Consider the following 14,144-nt stretch of genomic DNA (forward strand, 5'->3'; position numbering starts at 1 on the left):
TGCCCCGACCCTGCAAGTGGCCGCGTGTCGCCACTCGAATTGCTCGCAGCTGCCCTTGGGATCGTCAATATCGTGCTGATTGCGCGGCGGACGGCGCTTAACTATCCGTTCGGCATCGCCATGGTGGTGCTGTACGCCGCCGTATTCTGGCGGGCGCGACTATACGGGGCCAGCCTATTGCAGGGCTTCTTCCTCGCTGCCCAACTGTACGGCTGGTGGTACTGGCGCCGCAGCCGCAGCGACCTCGGCCCGGTGCCGGTGCGTCGCCTGACGCGCGAGGGGCTGCTCATCACCCTGATGGCGGGGGTCGCCGGCTCGGCCCTCGCCGGGGTCATCCTGTCGAGCTACACCGACGCCGTGGCCCCGTGGCGGGACGGGCTTAACGCCGGCTGGAGCATCGTCGCGCAATTGCTGACCGACCGCCGCTTCGTCGAGAGCTGGCCGCTGTGGATCGCCATCGACCTGCTGTCGGTGTGGCTCTACGCCAGCCAGGCACTGCTCGCGACCGCAGCGCTTTACGCGGTCTTCCTGTGCCTTGCCGCATGGGGCTGGAGCAACTGGCGGCGGGCGGCGACATGACCTTGCGGATTTGCCTTGCCGGGGTCGAGAGTACCGGCAAGACCGTCCTTGGCCAGCGACTGGCGACCGAGTTCGGCGGCGTCTTCATGCCCGAATACGGCCGCGCCTATTGCGAGGCACGCGGCGTCGACGGCTTGACCATGGAGGATCTCCACATCATCGCCGCCGGCCATGCGGTCGAGCGTGCCCGGCTGCTCGCCAAGGCCCCAAAGGTGCTGATCGAGGACACCGACATCGTCATGACCTGCGCCTGGGCCGCGATGCTGTTCGGCGCGCCCGACAAGACCCTGCGCGACCTGCCGGCCGACGCGGCGCAGTATCTGATGTTCGATCCCGGCACGCCGTGGATCGCCGACGGCACCCGGCTGTTCGGGTCGACCACGCAGCGCGCCCGCTTCGACAGCCTGATCCGCGCCGAGTTCACGCGCCGCGGCATCGTGCCGGTAGAGATCTCCGGCAATTGGCAGCAGCGCCACCTCGCCGCCGCGGCGGTCCTCAAGCACGCCTGATGTCGACGTGGTATGCGCATGGTGGCGATCCGACGCGCACCGCCTGGATCGTCGTCTTCGGCTACATCGGCGCGTTCACCCTGACGGTGATGGCGGCACGGCGAGCCCCGGCCGGGCCGGAGCGGCGCTTCTGGTGGCTGGCGACGATCGTGCTGCTGCTGCTCGGCGTGAACAAGCAGCTCGACCTCCAGACGCTGCTGACCGACACGCTGCGCCGCCTGTCGCGTCAGGAGGGCTGGTACCGCAATCGCCGCGAGGCCCAGATGCTGTTCATCGTCGGACTGGTCGCCGCATCCGCCGTTGCCGGCGCCGTGATGTTCGCGTGGCTGGCGCGGGCCCGGGCGAGCGGCAGCGTCATGCTGTCGACGCTGGGCCTGGTCCTGCTCGGCGCCTTCGTCCTCGTCCGTGCGACGTCTTTCCACCACGTCGATGCTCTGCTGCGCGGCGAGCTGCTCGGCCTGCGGCTATACGTCTGGCTGGAGGTAGCGGGCATCTGCGTCGTCGCGATCGGCGCCACGACCTATGGCCGGGGCAAGGGCCGTCGCCCCGTCGCCGCACTGGCCGGCAGCCCGGTTACCGCTGAGCCTACCTACGCCGGTCCCGCTGCCGGCTCGCCAGCCACAGCCCCGCCGCCAACTGTACCGCGCCATAAGCCCGTCGCATGCCCGGCCGCCCACTGAACGGCCGTACCACCGCCTCCGCACCCATCGCCTCATGGTCCCACAGTGCGACGTGCCGCTCCGGCTGCACCAGCCCCAGCAGTCCGTCGCCGATCATGAACACCGCCGCCATCTCCGCAACGCGCCCGGTCAGATTCGCCGCCATCATCGACTCCTTCGCACCGCGCAACGCGTGCGACCAGTGCGCGCTCCCACGACTTCACGTCGCGGGTGCGATGGGTTAGCAGCGGGCATGACCAATATCCTCCTGACCGGCAGTACGCGGGGCATCGGCGCGGCTGCGTTCGAGACCCTGATCGCCGCCGGTGCCACGGTCGTCGGCCATGGCACCCAGCCCCGCGGCGATGTCGTCGGCGTCGACCTGTCGCAGCCCGGCGCTGGCGACCAGCTTTGGGAAGCCGCCCTCGAGCAGCTCGGCGGTCGCATCGACGTGCTGGTCAACAACGCCGGCGTGTTCGAGCCCGTCGCGGTCGACGACAGCGATGCCGAGTGGCGGGAGGTCTGGGCGCGCAGTCACGCGATCAACCTGCAGGCACCTGCCGACCTGTGCCGCCGCGCCGTGCAGCACTTCCAGGGACAGGGCGGCGGTCGGATCGTCAATATCGCCTCGCGCGCCGGCCACCGCGGCGACTCCCCGGCCCACTGGCATTACGCCGCCGCCAAGGCCGGGCTGATCGCGCTGACCAAGACCATCGCCCGCGCCTATTCGCACGAGAACATCCTCGCCTTCGCCGTTGCGCCGGGCTTCGTCATGACCGGCATGGCCGAGGATTATCTCAGCTCGCGAGGTGGCGACAAACTACTCGCCGACATCCCGCTGGGTCGCGTTGCCACCCCGGATGAGGTCGCCGAGACGATCCGCTGGCTGGCACTCGACGCGCCGCCGTCGCTGACCGGCGCAACCCTCGACGTCAACGGTGCATCCTATGTCCGATGAGGCCGGCTACGACGCTTGGCGGGTGACGCTGGCATGCAGCCGCGCCGAGGCCGAGGCGATCCCTTTCGCCGACGATGTGTTCGCCGATCTCGACACGCCGCCGTCGTTGCTCACCGACGAGCCCGACCCGGCCAAGCCGGACGACTGGCTGCTCCAGGCTTATTTCAGCACCGAGCCTGAACCAGAATGGCTGCTCCGGCTACGCGACCTGGCGCCGTCGGCAAGGTCAGAGCCACTCGTCGAGCATTTGCCGGCAACCGACTGGGCTACGCTGAGCCAGGCTGGACTGACCCCGGTCAGTGCCGGGCGCTTCCATGTTGCCACCGCGGCGCACGCTCACGAGCGGCGGGTCGGGCAGATCGGCCTGATCGTCGAGGCGGGGCTGGCGTTCGGCACCGGACAGCATGCGACGACCCATGGCTGCCTCGCCGCCATCGACCGGCTGGCCCGGACGCGGCGTTTCGAGAACGTGCTCGACCTCGGCACCGGCACCGGCGTGCTGGCAATGGCGGCGGCCAAGCGCTGGCGCGGCGCGGTGGTGACAGCGAGCGACATCGACCCGATCTCGGTGCGTGTCGCACGCGCAAATATCCGCGCCAACGGTTTAATTTCCGGAGTGGGACGCGGACGGATCGACGTTTTTGCGGCGATCGGGATGCGCGACGCGCGGCTGGTTTCGCGCGGGCCTTACGACCTGATCGTCGCCAATATCCTGGCCGCGCCGCTGGTCGATCTTGCGGGGCCGGTGGCGGCTGCGCTGGCGCCGGGCGGGATACTCATCCTCGCCGGGCTGCTCGACACGCAGGCTGTGAAAGTGTCCGCGGCCTATCAGGCGCGCGGCTTGCGGCGCATGAGCACCAGCGGTGGCGAATGGCCAACGCTGGTGCTGCGCCGCAGCTGGTAGTTACGGACGCCAGGCGTGAAATAGCACTGGCGCAAACGCTGGTACGAACGTCGGCATGCGACGCGGTGCAGGTGCTGCAACCACATCGGTGTTCCGCGCCCCAGCGACCGGACGGATTGCCGGCTCGTAGTTCTCGATGACTGCCTTCACGGCGGTTCTCCTGTTATCCGGCTTAAATAAGCCAAGCCGGTACAAGCGATATAACCGCGTTCCGATAATGTTGCAGTGCAGCAGCGCAGGCGGCAGCTATGCTGTAGCGACATAGCGCTCGGGTCAGGCTGCCCGCGGCGCGTAATTACGTCTTAGCGTGCCGCTGCGACCAGCGCGGCCCAGCCTGCCTCGTCCATCGTCGCGATGCCCAGCGCCTGCGCCTTGGCCAGTTTCGAACCCGCGTCGGCCCCCGCAACGACCAGGTCGGTCTTCGCCGAAACCGATCCTGCCACCCGCGCGCCAAGCGCTTCCGCCTGCGCCCGCGCCTCTTCACGGCTCAATGTCGTCAACGAGCCGGTAAAGACCACCGTCTTTCCCGACACTTCCGAAGCGCGCGTCGTATGCTCGACGGGCCGCACCGTGATCTCGCGCAACAGGTCGGCGACGACCTCGGCATTGTGCGCCTCTGCGAAAAATTCGGTCAGCGCCTCGGCGACTTCCGGCCCGATCCCGCTGACACCGAGGTGCGCCGCAAGTTCCAGCGCCAGCCTGAACCTATGCTTCTCGGCAGTCTCCCCGACTTGCGGCCCGGCCGCGCGTCGCTCGGCCAGCAGCGCGACCGCCGCGTCGATGCGCTCGACGAAAGCCGGCCACTCTCGATAGGCCCTTGCGATATCACGCGCCGTGATCTCACCGACATGGCGGATCCCCAGCCCAAACAGGAAGCGGTCGAACTCGACGTTGCGCTTCGTCTCGATCGACGCGAGCAGCTTGTCGACCGAGGTGTCCTTGAACCCCTTGCGCTCGAGCAAGGTCGTCCGGTGCTGGTGAAGCCGGAAGATATCGCCCGGCGTCGCGATCATCCCCTCGGCAAAGAACAGCGCCACGCGCTCCTCGCCAAGTCCTTCGATATCCAGCGCCCGCCGCGATACGAAGTGCCGTAACCGCTCGACCCGCTGTGCCGGGCAGATCAGCCCCCCGGTACACCGCCGCACGACTTCCCCAGCTTCGCGCTCTGCCGCGCTGCCGCACTCCGGGCAGACCGTCGGCAACCGATATGGCTCGAGCGCGTCATGCTCCGCTACCGGTGTCGCCCAGCCGAGGATCTGCGGGATCACGTCTCCGGCACGCTGCAGCTCGACCAGGTCACCGACCCGCACGTCCTTGCGCGCGATCTCGTCCTCGTTGTGCAGCGTCGCGTTGGTGACGATGACTCCGCCGACACCGACCGGCTCCAGCCGCGCCACCGGCGTCAGCGCGCCGGTCCGGCCGACCTGGATGTCGATCGCCACCAGCCGCGTCGTCGCGCGCTCGGCCGGAAACTTGTGCGCCAGCGCCCAGCGTGGGCTGCGCGCCACCTGCCCCAGCCGCTCCTGCCAATCCAGCCGGTCGACCTTGTAGACCACCCCGTCGATATCGAAGGGCAGCGCCGATCGCTCCGCCTCGATCGCCCGGTATACCGCCAGCGCCGCGTCCGCCGTCTCGACCAGCGCCAGTCGTTCATCGACCGGAAAGCCCCAGCCACGGATCGCCGCCATGACCGCGAACTGCGTCTCGCCGGGCAGCGCGCTCGCCTCCCCCCAGCCATGCGCCAGGAAGCGCAGCGGCCGCGCCTTGGTGACCTCCACGTCGAGCTGCCGCAGCGATCCTGCGGCGGCATTGCGCGGGTTGGCGAACAGCCGGTCACCCGCCTCCGCCTGGCGGGCGTTGAGACTGAGGAAGTCGGCCTTGGCCATATAGACTTCGCCGCGCACCTCGAAGACCGCTGGCGCATCGTCGGGCAGCGTCGTCGGAATATCGCCCAACGTCAGGAGGTTGGCCTTGACGTCCTCGCCGGTGGTGCCGTCGCCGCGGGTCGCGCCGCTAAACAGCCGGCCATGCTCGTAGCGCAGGCTCGCCGACAGGCCGTCGATCTTGGCCTCCGCCGTCAGCGCCACCGGCACGTCCTCGGCGAGCCGCAGGAAACGCCGGACCCGCGCGATGAACTCGTTGACCTCAGCGTCACTGAAAGCATTGTCGAGGCTGAGCATCGGCCGAGCGTGGCGGACCTTGCCGAATTGCGATGCCGGCGTGCTGCCGACCCGCTCCGAGGGCGAATCCGCGCGCTTGAGGCTGGGGAATGCGGCTTCGATCGCTGCATTCCGGGCGAACAACGCGTCGAACTCGGCATCGCTGATCGTCGGCGCATCCTCGACGTCGTAGCGCCGGCGATGCTCGGCAATCTCCGCTGCCAGTTTCGCCAGTTCAGCGGCGGCTTGCGCCTCGGTCAGGTCTGCCATCGATTCCATGGCCTCGATCTAGCATCCCTGATCGAGAGTTTCGACCGTCGCGCTGCCGGTCGTGGCGACCAACGAAGCTACAGCAAACGCGCGATCGCTGCGTCGGTCGACAGCTTCTGGGCAGGCTGCGACGACAATCCAAGCAGCCGGTCGGCCTGCGCCCGCGCTTCGTTGGTCACCTCGGCGCCCGACAGCATCCGGGCGATCTCCTCGCGGCGATCGAGGGTGCTTAGCTCGACGACACCGGTGCGGGTGACCTGGCCATCGCTCGACTTGGCAATGCGCCATTGATGCGCGGCGCGGGCGGCGACCTGCGGGCTGTGCGTGACGATCAGCACCTGCGTGGTCTGCGCCAGCCGGGCCAGCCGGTCGCCGATGGCGCTGGCGACCGCGCCGCCGACGCCGCGGTCGATCTCGTCGAAGATCAGCGTGCCGGCGCTGCCGGTACCCGCCAGCGCGACCTTGAGTGCCAGCACGAAGCGCGACAGCTCGCCGCCACTGGCGATCTTGGTCAGCGCTCCGAACGGCGCGCCGGGGTTGGTGGAAACCTCGAACTCGACGCGCTCGCGCCCGGTCGGACCCCAGACGGCTTCGTCGAGCGGGACGATGGCGCTGCGGAACCGCGCGGCGTCGAGCTTGAGCGGGCGGAGCTCCTCCATCACGGCGGCGTCGAGCTTCGCCGCACCAGCCGTGCGCGCCTTGGTCAATGCCTCGGCCGCCTTCACATAGGCCGCGCGTGTCGATGCCACCGCCTTGTCGAGACCGGCCAGCCCGGCCTCCCCGGCGTCGAGCGCAGCCGCCCTTGCCGTCATGTCCTCGGCCAGCGCCGCCAGCGCGTCGGGCTCGACCCGATATTTCCGCGCCGCCGCCCGCAGTTCGAACAGTCGCGTCTCCGCCTCGTCGAGCCGCGCCGGGTTGATCGCCAGCGCCGCCTCCGACGCCGCCAGATAGCCTTCCGCCTCGCCGGCCTCGATGATCGCCCGGTCGAGCGACGCCGCCGCCTCGGTCAGCAGCGGATGTTCGGGCGCGATCCGGTCGAGCCGCCGCGCCGCCGATCGCAGCCGCGCAAAGCCACCGTCGGAGCCATCGACCAGCGCCGCCACCGCGTTAAGGTCGTCGGCCAGCCGCGCGCCCTTTTGCATCGTCGTGCGCTCGGCGGCGAGTTCGGCATCCTCGCCCGGTTGCGGCTTGAGCGCCGTCAGTTCCTCGACCGCATGGGTCAGCCATTCGCGGTCGCGCTGCGCCGCTTCCAATGCCGCGCCCGCATCGGCCCGCGCCGCGACGGCCGCCGCCCAGGTCGACCAGGCCCCCGCTACCGCCGCAGATTCAGCGCGCAGCCCGGCAAAGGCATCGAGCAGCGCCCGGTGGCCGCGCGCGTTGAGCAGCCCGCGGTCGTCCTGCTGTCCGTGGATCTCGATCAGCGCCGCGCCGATCTCGCGCAGCAACGCCGCCGACACCGGCGCATCATTGACGAACGCGCGACTGCCACCGTCCGCCTTGACGACGCGGCGCAGGATGATCTGGTCGTCCTCGGGCGGATCGAAGCCATTGTCCTCCAGCAGCGCGCGTACCGGATGTGCGGCCGGCAGGTCGAACGAGGCGGTGACGCGGGCCTGGGGGGTCCCGGTGCGCACCAGCCCGGCATCGGCGCGCGCGCCCATCGCCAGGCCGAGGCTGTCGAGCAGGATCGACTTGCCCGCGCCGGTCTCACCGGTCAGGACGCTCAGGCCATCGGCGAAATCCAGCCGCAAGGCCTCGATCAGCACCACGCCCTGGATGTCGAGCGTCGTCAGCATGGGCTGCCGGTCAGGCGGCGGCCTTCTTGCCGATCAGCGCGAACGACCGCTCGTACCATTTCGAACCCGGGTAATTGTAGCCGAGCACGCCCGCTGCCCGCTTCGCTTCCTCTGGGATACCCAGCGCGAGATAGCATTCGACCAGGCGGTGCAGCGCCTCGGGAGCGTGGCTGGTGGTGTCGTAATTGTCGACGACGTTGCGGAAGCGTAGCACGGCGGCGAGATACTGGTGATCGTTCTCGTAGAAGCGGCCGATGGTCATCTCCTTGCCCGCGAGATGGTCGCGGGTCAGGTCGATCTTCAAGCGCGCGTCGGCGGCATAGTCCGTGTTGGGATAGCGGCGGATCAGCTCGCTCAACGCGTCGAGCGCCTGCTGGGTGATCTTCTGGTCGCGGCTGACGTCGCTGATCTGCTCGTAATAGCTGACCGCGACGATGTAATAGGCGTACGGCGCCTCCTTGCTGCCCGGGTGCAGCGACAAGAAGCGCTGCGCCGACGAGATTGCGTCGGTGTACTGGCGCGCGACATAATAGCTGAACGCGCTCATCAACTCGGCACGGCGGGCCCAGACCGAATAGGGATGCTGGCGCTCGACCTCGTCGAACTGCGCGGCGGCGAGCTTGTAATTGCGCTTGTCGAGGCTGTCGCGCGCGGCGTTGTACAGCGTCTCGACGTCGAGGGCGATGTAGGCGCGGTCCTTCTTGACCTTGCTCGAGGCGCACCCCGTCAGGACCATGGTGGTTGCGACCAGCGGCAGCGTAAACGCGCGAACACGGGATGACATCATGCGCGCGCTTCTACCCGAGTGGCGCGGGAGTGCCAAGCGTTGCCGCTACCGGAATGCGACGGTCTTCAGATGCTCCCACGGGCCATCGAGATAGCGCCAGACATCGACCCCGACGATGCGACATTGCCAAGGGATAAAGGCCGCGCTCAACGCCGCGAGCGTCGCCTTCGCAGTGGTCGCGTCGACCTTGTTCTGGATGGTGACATGACCGCGCCAGCCCTGCCGGTCCTGGGCGATGAGCAGCGGCGACCACGCCTCGGCCAGGTCGCCCCGCAGCGCCTCCAGCCCCGGCGAGCGCAGGGTGATCGCGACGCCCTTGCCGAGCGACCGCAAGCCGTAGACCTCGACATCCGGCGCCGGCGTGTGGCGCGCGGCGAACTTGAGCCGGTCGACGACGGCCTCATACTCGCTGCCCGGCAGCTGGTGGAACATCGAGATGTGCGCGGGGACGCGGTTGATCGCAGCGGGATAATGCGCCCGGCGCAGCGCCTCGAAGCGCGCCAGTGCCGGCTCGTCGGGGCGCGCGGTCAGGATCAGCGGGCGGTGGTCGGTGGTCATCGGATGCTCTTGCGTCACGAGGCGGACGACGCACTCGATGGCCAGTTATCCTTGTCGAACCCGGGCCGGGCCGCAAGCTCCGCCGCCGTCATGGGCAGCGACAGGTGACCGTCCGCCGGGTCGATGGTGAAGTCGCACCAGGTCACCGCATGCAGCGTCTCGCCAATGCCGAGCATGCCGCCGCTCGCCAGCACGACATAGGCGATGTCGCCCTTGCCGGCGATCATCATGATCTCCGCGACCTTGCCGAGCGCCTTGCCGTCGCTGCCGAGCACAGAGGATTCGAGTAGTGCGCCAGCCGCCACCAGCGTCGTCTGCGCCGCGCCGGCGACCTCGGCCTCGTCGGGCGGGCTCATCGCCGCCGCCGGAAGATCTGCGCCGTCGCCTCGGTCGCCGCGCCGGCGCCCTTCTCGTAGCGCGCCCGGATACCGAGCCAGCGCCACACGCCGACCAGGTTGACGGCGAGCAGGAAGACGTTCTGCCACAGCAGATTGCCCTGCCCAGTCACCGCGCCGATGACGATCCAGCCGATCGAGCCGACGCTGAAGACGATGAAGCCCCAACCCGTGATGCGGGTCCCGAGGTTGGCCGCCACCATCACCGCGGCCAGCGTCGTGGCGATCGGTGCGACCCAATTTGCAGCTGTTTCCATCTTCGGGCGAACGGCAGACCGCGACGGTGTGTTCCGTCCGCGGCGAGATGATGCAGCGGCGCCACTGGACGGACCATGCCGCTGGTCTATAGCGGCGACAGGCACGAAATCAGGGTTGTCGGCATGGCATTCGTTCGCGGCACATGGGCGTTCATCGTCGGCGTCAAGGACCTGCTCGTCCTGTTGCTGCTGCTGTTGTTCTTCGGACTGCTGTGGGCGGTGCTGCACACCCGCGCGCCGTTGTCGGTACCGTCGGGCGCGGCGCTGGTCATCGACCTCAACGGCACGATCGTCGACCAGGCCTCGGAGCGCTCGCCCTTCGCCTTTGCCAGCGGCGTCCAGCAGCCGCGCCAGATCCAGGGCCGCGACGTCATCGCCTCGCTCAAGTCGGCGCGTACCGACAACCGCATCAAGGCAGTCGTGCTCGACCTCGACACCTTCCTCGGCTCGGGTGAAGCCGACCTGCAGGCGATCGGCCGCGAACTCGATGCGACGCGGGCCGCCGGCAAGCCAGTCATTGCCTATGCCACCGCCTATGCCGACGACGGCTATTATCTTGCCAGCCACGCCACGAAAGTCTGGATGAACCCGCTTGGCGGCGTGCTGCTGACCGGTCCCGGCGGCCCGAACCTGTACTTCAAGGCGGCGCTCGACAAGCTCGACGTCGACGTCAATGTCTTCCGCGTCGGCACCTACAAGTCGGCGGTCGAGCCGTTCACCCGCACCGAATCCTCGCCCGAAGCCAAGGCGGCGGAACAGGCGCTCGTCGACAGCCTGTGGAAGACCTACGCCACCGACGTCGCCAAGGCGCGGCCGGGTGTCGACGTCAACGCCTTCCTGGCAAATCTTCCCGCCCGCATCGGCGAGGCCGGCGGCGACTTCGCCCAGGCCGCGGTCAAGGCGCGGCTGGTCGACCAGCTCGGCACGCGCGCCGACTTCGGGCGCGCGATGGCCAAGCTCGTCGGCGCCGGCGCCAACAGCCAGCCGGGCAGCTACAACGCCGTCAAGCTGCGCACCTACCGCGACGCCACCAGGACCAGCGGCAGCGGCCCGGCGGTCGGCATCGTCTACATCTCGGGCACCATCGTCGATGGCCAGGCACCGCTGGGCAGCGCCGGCGGCGACACCATCTCGGCGCAGATCGAAAAGGCCGTGGCGAACGACGACATCAAGGCGCTGGTCGTCCGGGTCGACTCCCCGGGCGGCTCAGTGCTCGCCTCCGAACGCATCCGCGAGGCGCTGACCGAGGCGCGCAACAAGGGGCTGCCCGTCGTCGCCTCGTTCGGCACCGTCGCCGCATCGGGCGGCTATTGGGTGTCGACCGCGGCGCAGGAAGTCTTTGCCGAAGCCTCGACAATCACCGGTTCGATCGGCGTGTTCGCGGTCGTGCCGACGTTCAATCGCGCTCTCAAGGCACTCGGCATCGGCACCGACGGGGTCAAGTCGACGCCCTACTCGGGTGACCCCGACGCCATCCGTGGCCTGACGCCCGACACCAAGGCGATCCTCCAAGCCTCGGTCGAGGATGTGTACCGCCGCTTCACCGGGCTGGTCGCCCGCGCCCGCGCCCTGCCGGTGACCCGCGTCGACGAGATCGGCCAGGGCCGCGTCTGGGCCGGCAACACGGCCCGCGACCTCAAGCTCGTCGATCATCTCGGCGGCCTCGACATGGCGGTCGCCGCCGCGGCCAAGCGTGCCGACCTGCCCGCAGACGTCCGCACCGTCGACATCGAGAAGAGCCGGTACCTGCCGTTCCAGTTGCTCTCCAGCGTCTTCGGCAGCGACGACAACGACGAGGGCGCCGAGACCGACGCCAGCATCCGCGATCCATTCGCGCGCGCCACTCGCCTGTCGCGGCTGCGGATGCTGTCGTCGGTCGGGGAAGCCCAGGCGATCGCCGCCGGCCCGACGGTGCAGGTGCATTGCCTCGCCTGCGCCACGGTCACGCCGCCACGGCTGGAAGATGTCACGCGGGCCGAGGCCTGGCTGGCCAAGGCGTTCGCGGTGGTTACCGGTCAGGCGTCGCGGTAACCCGGCAAGGCGACGTCCCATTTCAGGGCTATCGCTCGCAGCGTGAAGCCGGCGGCGGCGCCGACCACGCCGGCAAGGCTGTTGTCGACCCCCGCCAGATGCAGCCCGACGAAGACCACCGCGGCCAGTGCGCCGGCTGAAACGTAGATCTCGCGGCGCAGCAGGATCGACGGCTGTCCGGCCAGCACGTCGCGAACGATACCGCCGAAACACGCCGTCAACACGCCCATCGCGGTGGCCGCCAGCGGCGGCACCCCATAGCTCAGCGCCTTGGCCGCACCGACCACCGCATAGGCCGCCATGCCGATCGCATCGAGCCACAACAGCGCGTCCATCCGCCACCGATCCGCCTTGAGCAGCCAGACCAGCCCCGCCGCGATCATGCACACCCCCAGATAGTCGGAGCGGTAGACCCAGAATACCGGGGCGCCGATCAGCAGGTCGCGCAACGTCCCGCCGCCGACGCCGGTCACGGCAGCAAAGAAGGCGAAGGTCACGATGGTGTGCTTTGCCCGCGCCGCGCCCAACGCGCCCGAAGCCGCGAACACCGCCACCCCGGCATAGTCGAGGGCGGCGAGCAGGGGACGGGCGCTCTCGATGGTCAACGGGTTCAAGCCAGGACCTCACCAAGACCTAGGACAAATGCCAGACGCGCATCGACTTCCGCCAGCTGATCGGGCGAGACCTGACCAAAGACCGGGCCGCACTTGTCCCGCCGGATACTTGCCATCCGTTCGATCATCAACTGGCTGACCTCCGCCAGCCCATTTCCAGGGGCTGGTGCGATCGTAACCCGCCGGAACGTGACAGGGAAGAACGTCGAGGAGAACGGGATCACCAGGACAGTGGACGTCGCGCCAAGCAGGTCGGACTGAATGACCAGCGCCGGGCGGGGTTTGCCAGCATTGCCTTGGAGGGCAACACTGACGATGTCACCGCGCTTCATCGGCAGGCAAGGACCTGGTCTCGGGGCTTGCCCACTCGTCCAGAGTTGCCAGTTCGGCATCGACGATGCTTTGCCACTCGTCATCGGGCGCAGCGTCGATCAAGGCGGACTCGCGGGCGAGCTGTTCGATAAACGCCGGCGAACTGATATCGGGAACCCACAGGCGCACCTCGCGCAGGCCTGCGACACGTCGACCACCGCGGTAACGGCGAAACCTGCTCGGGGCGATGTGTTCGTTCACCAAATCAGCCTAGCGCGCCGCCTAGCCACCCGCAAGCTTACCGCCGCGGGGCGTTCAGCAGGTTGCGGCGATACTCGCCCTGACGCTCGAACATCCAGCCCGGGTATTCGCCGGGCAGTTTGCTGGCGGCGTCGAGTGCGGCCAAGTCGTCGGCGGACAGGCTGACCTCGGTTGCCGCGAGATTGTCGGCGAGCTGGTCGGGACGCTTGGCGCCGATAATGACACTGTTGACCACCGGCTGGTGGAGCAGCCAGGCCAGCGCGATCTGCGCCACCGAGACGCCGCGTGCCTCCGCCATCGGCCGCATCGCGTCAATCACGGCAAAGCCGCGCGGCTTGTCGACCGGCGGGAAGTCGAAGTTGGTGCGCCGGCCACCGTCGCCCTGGTCGTCGTCGCGGGTGTACTTGCCCGACAGGAAACCACCCGCCAGCGGGCTCCACACCATCAGGCCGACGCCCTCCGACGCCAGCATCGGCACGATCTCGCGCTCCAGGTCGCGTCCGGCGACGGTGTAATAGGCCTGCAGCGAAGCAAAGCTGTGCAGCCCGAGCCGCTCCGAGATGCCCAGCGCCTTGGTGATCTGCCACGCCGCCCAGTTCGACACGCCAATGTAGCGGACATGGCCGTGCTGGACAAGCGTATCGAGCGCCCGCAGCGTCTCCTCGATCGGCGTCGCGGCGTCGAAACCGTGGATCTGGTACAGGTCGATGTGGTCGAGCTGGAGCCGCTTCAGGCTGGCTTTGCAGGCATCGACCAGGTGGTAGCGCGAGGCGCCGCGGGCGTTCGGCCCGTTGCCGGTCTCGCCATAGGCCTTGGTCGCGATGACGACTTCGTCGCGGTTGATGCCGAGCGACTTGAGCGCCTGGCCGGTGATCTCCTCCGACCGGCCGTTGCTGTAGACGTCGGCGGTGTCGATGAAGTTGACCCCGCCCTCGACCGCGGCCTTGACCAGCGCCTCCGCATCGCCCTGGTCGAGCGAGCCGATCTGCTTCCAGATTCCGGTCTCGCCGCCGAAGGTCATGGTGCCGAGGCACAGCTCCGAGACGAACAGGCCGGTCGTGCCGAGGCGATTGTAGCGCATAGGAAAGCTCCAGG

16 protein-coding genes are annotated in these 14,144 nt (G+C 68.8%); 6 read left to right on the forward strand and 10 right to left on the reverse strand.

Annotation, left to right across the window (positions count from 1 at the left end; genetic code table 11):
* Window positions 1-24 precede the first annotated feature (24 nt).
* The 5 genes from pnuC (at window position 25) to ACOFKW_RS16605 (ending at window position 3,609) form a co-directional block, all read left to right on the forward strand.
* Window positions 25-579: a nicotinamide riboside transporter PnuC gene (gene pnuC / locus ACOFKW_RS16585; protein WP_419815230.1), complete on the forward strand. Its 555-nt coding sequence runs from the start codon at window positions 25-27 to the stop codon at window positions 577-579.
* A complete protein-coding gene (locus ACOFKW_RS16590; protein ID WP_419815231.1) occupies window positions 576-1,088 on the forward strand; it encodes an AAA family ATPase in 513 nt (170 codons plus the stop codon). The genes pnuC and ACOFKW_RS16590 overlap by 4 nt, the downstream gene beginning before the upstream one ends.
* Window positions 1,088-1,768, forward strand: coding sequence for a hypothetical protein (locus ACOFKW_RS16595; RefSeq protein WP_419815232.1), 681 nt, complete (start codon window positions 1,088-1,090; stop codon window positions 1,766-1,768). The genes ACOFKW_RS16590 and ACOFKW_RS16595 overlap by 1 nt, the downstream gene beginning before the upstream one ends.
* A 232-nt stretch (window positions 1,769-2,000) precedes the next feature.
* Window positions 2,001-2,705 carry an SDR family NAD(P)-dependent oxidoreductase gene (locus tag ACOFKW_RS16600; protein WP_419815233.1) on the forward strand — a complete coding sequence of 235 codons (705 nt, stop codon included), beginning with the start codon at window positions 2,001-2,003 and terminating at the stop codon, window positions 2,703-2,705.
* Window positions 2,695-3,609: a 50S ribosomal protein L11 methyltransferase gene (locus ACOFKW_RS16605; protein WP_419815234.1), complete on the forward strand. Its 915-nt coding sequence runs from the start codon at window positions 2,695-2,697 to the stop codon at window positions 3,607-3,609. Before ACOFKW_RS16600 ends, ACOFKW_RS16605 begins: the two co-directional genes overlap by 11 nt.
* A gap of 302 nt (window positions 3,610-3,911) precedes the next feature.
* On the opposite strand, the gene ligA is transcribed toward ACOFKW_RS16605, so the two are convergent.
* The 6 genes from ligA to ACOFKW_RS16635 all read right to left on the reverse strand — a co-directional run bounded on the left by ligA (window position 3,912) and on the right by ACOFKW_RS16635 (window position 9,831).
* A complete protein-coding gene (gene ligA, locus ACOFKW_RS16610; protein WP_419815235.1) occupies window positions 3,912-6,047 on the reverse strand; it encodes an NAD-dependent DNA ligase LigA in 2,136 nt (711 codons plus the stop codon).
* A gap of 68 nt (window positions 6,048-6,115) precedes the next feature.
* Window positions 6,116-7,834 (reverse strand): DNA repair protein RecN, encoded by a 1,719-nt coding sequence (gene recN / locus ACOFKW_RS16615; RefSeq protein ID WP_419815236.1) that lies wholly within the window; start codon window positions 7,832-7,834, stop codon window positions 6,116-6,118.
* 10 nt (window positions 7,835-7,844) lie between these two features.
* Window positions 7,845-8,621: an outer membrane protein assembly factor BamD gene (locus ACOFKW_RS16620; RefSeq protein ID WP_419815237.1), complete on the reverse strand. Its 777-nt coding sequence runs from the start codon at window positions 8,619-8,621 to the stop codon at window positions 7,845-7,847.
* A 45-nt stretch (window positions 8,622-8,666) separates the two neighbouring features.
* The gene (locus ACOFKW_RS16625; protein ID WP_419815238.1) at window positions 8,667-9,179 is read right to left on the reverse strand and encodes a 2'-5' RNA ligase family protein; all 513 of its coding nucleotides are present in this window, start codon (window positions 9,177-9,179) and stop codon (window positions 8,667-8,669) included.
* Window positions 9,180-9,193: 14 nt separating this feature from the next.
* On the reverse strand, window positions 9,194-9,535 hold the full coding sequence (locus tag ACOFKW_RS16630; RefSeq protein WP_419815239.1) for a PRC-barrel domain-containing protein: 342 nt from the start codon (window positions 9,533-9,535) through the stop codon (window positions 9,194-9,196).
* Window positions 9,532-9,831: a hypothetical protein gene (locus tag ACOFKW_RS16635; protein ID WP_419815240.1), complete on the reverse strand. Its 300-nt coding sequence runs from the start codon at window positions 9,829-9,831 to the stop codon at window positions 9,532-9,534. Before ACOFKW_RS16635 ends, ACOFKW_RS16630 begins: the two co-directional genes overlap by 4 nt.
* Window positions 9,832-9,954: 123 nt before the next feature.
* Here ACOFKW_RS16635 and sppA point away from each other — a divergent pair, with 123 nt between their 5' ends.
* Window positions 9,955-11,862 (forward strand): signal peptide peptidase SppA, encoded by a 1,908-nt coding sequence (gene sppA / locus ACOFKW_RS16640; RefSeq protein WP_419815241.1) that lies wholly within the window; start codon window positions 9,955-9,957, stop codon window positions 11,860-11,862.
* Here the strand turns inward: sppA and ACOFKW_RS16645 are convergent.
* The 4 genes from ACOFKW_RS16645 to ACOFKW_RS16660 are packed head-to-tail and all read right to left on the reverse strand — an operon-like array spanning window position 11,847 to window position 14,130.
* Entirely contained in the window at window positions 11,847-12,476 is a 630-nt protein-coding gene (locus ACOFKW_RS16645; protein WP_419815242.1) for a trimeric intracellular cation channel family protein, read from the reverse strand. The genes sppA and ACOFKW_RS16645 overlap by 16 nt on opposite strands.
* Window positions 12,473-12,808: a type II toxin-antitoxin system PemK/MazF family toxin gene (locus tag ACOFKW_RS16650; RefSeq protein WP_419815243.1), complete on the reverse strand. Its 336-nt coding sequence runs from the start codon at window positions 12,806-12,808 to the stop codon at window positions 12,473-12,475. Before ACOFKW_RS16650 ends, ACOFKW_RS16645 begins: the two co-directional genes overlap by 4 nt.
* Window positions 12,795-13,049, reverse strand: a complete 255-nt coding sequence (locus ACOFKW_RS16655) for an antitoxin MazE-like protein (RefSeq protein ID WP_419815244.1) — start codon at window positions 13,047-13,049, stop codon at window positions 12,795-12,797. The genes ACOFKW_RS16650 and ACOFKW_RS16655 overlap by 14 nt, the downstream gene beginning before the upstream one ends.
* 37 nt (window positions 13,050-13,086) lie before the next feature.
* Entirely contained in the window at window positions 13,087-14,130 is a 1,044-nt protein-coding gene (locus tag ACOFKW_RS16660; protein ID WP_419815245.1) for an aldo/keto reductase, read from the reverse strand.
* Window positions 14,131-14,144: the final 14 nt, after the last annotated feature.

This window comes from Glacieibacterium sp., assembly GCF_965200405.1.
Classification (GTDB): Bacteria; Pseudomonadota; Alphaproteobacteria; order Sphingomonadales; family Sphingomonadaceae; genus Glacieibacterium.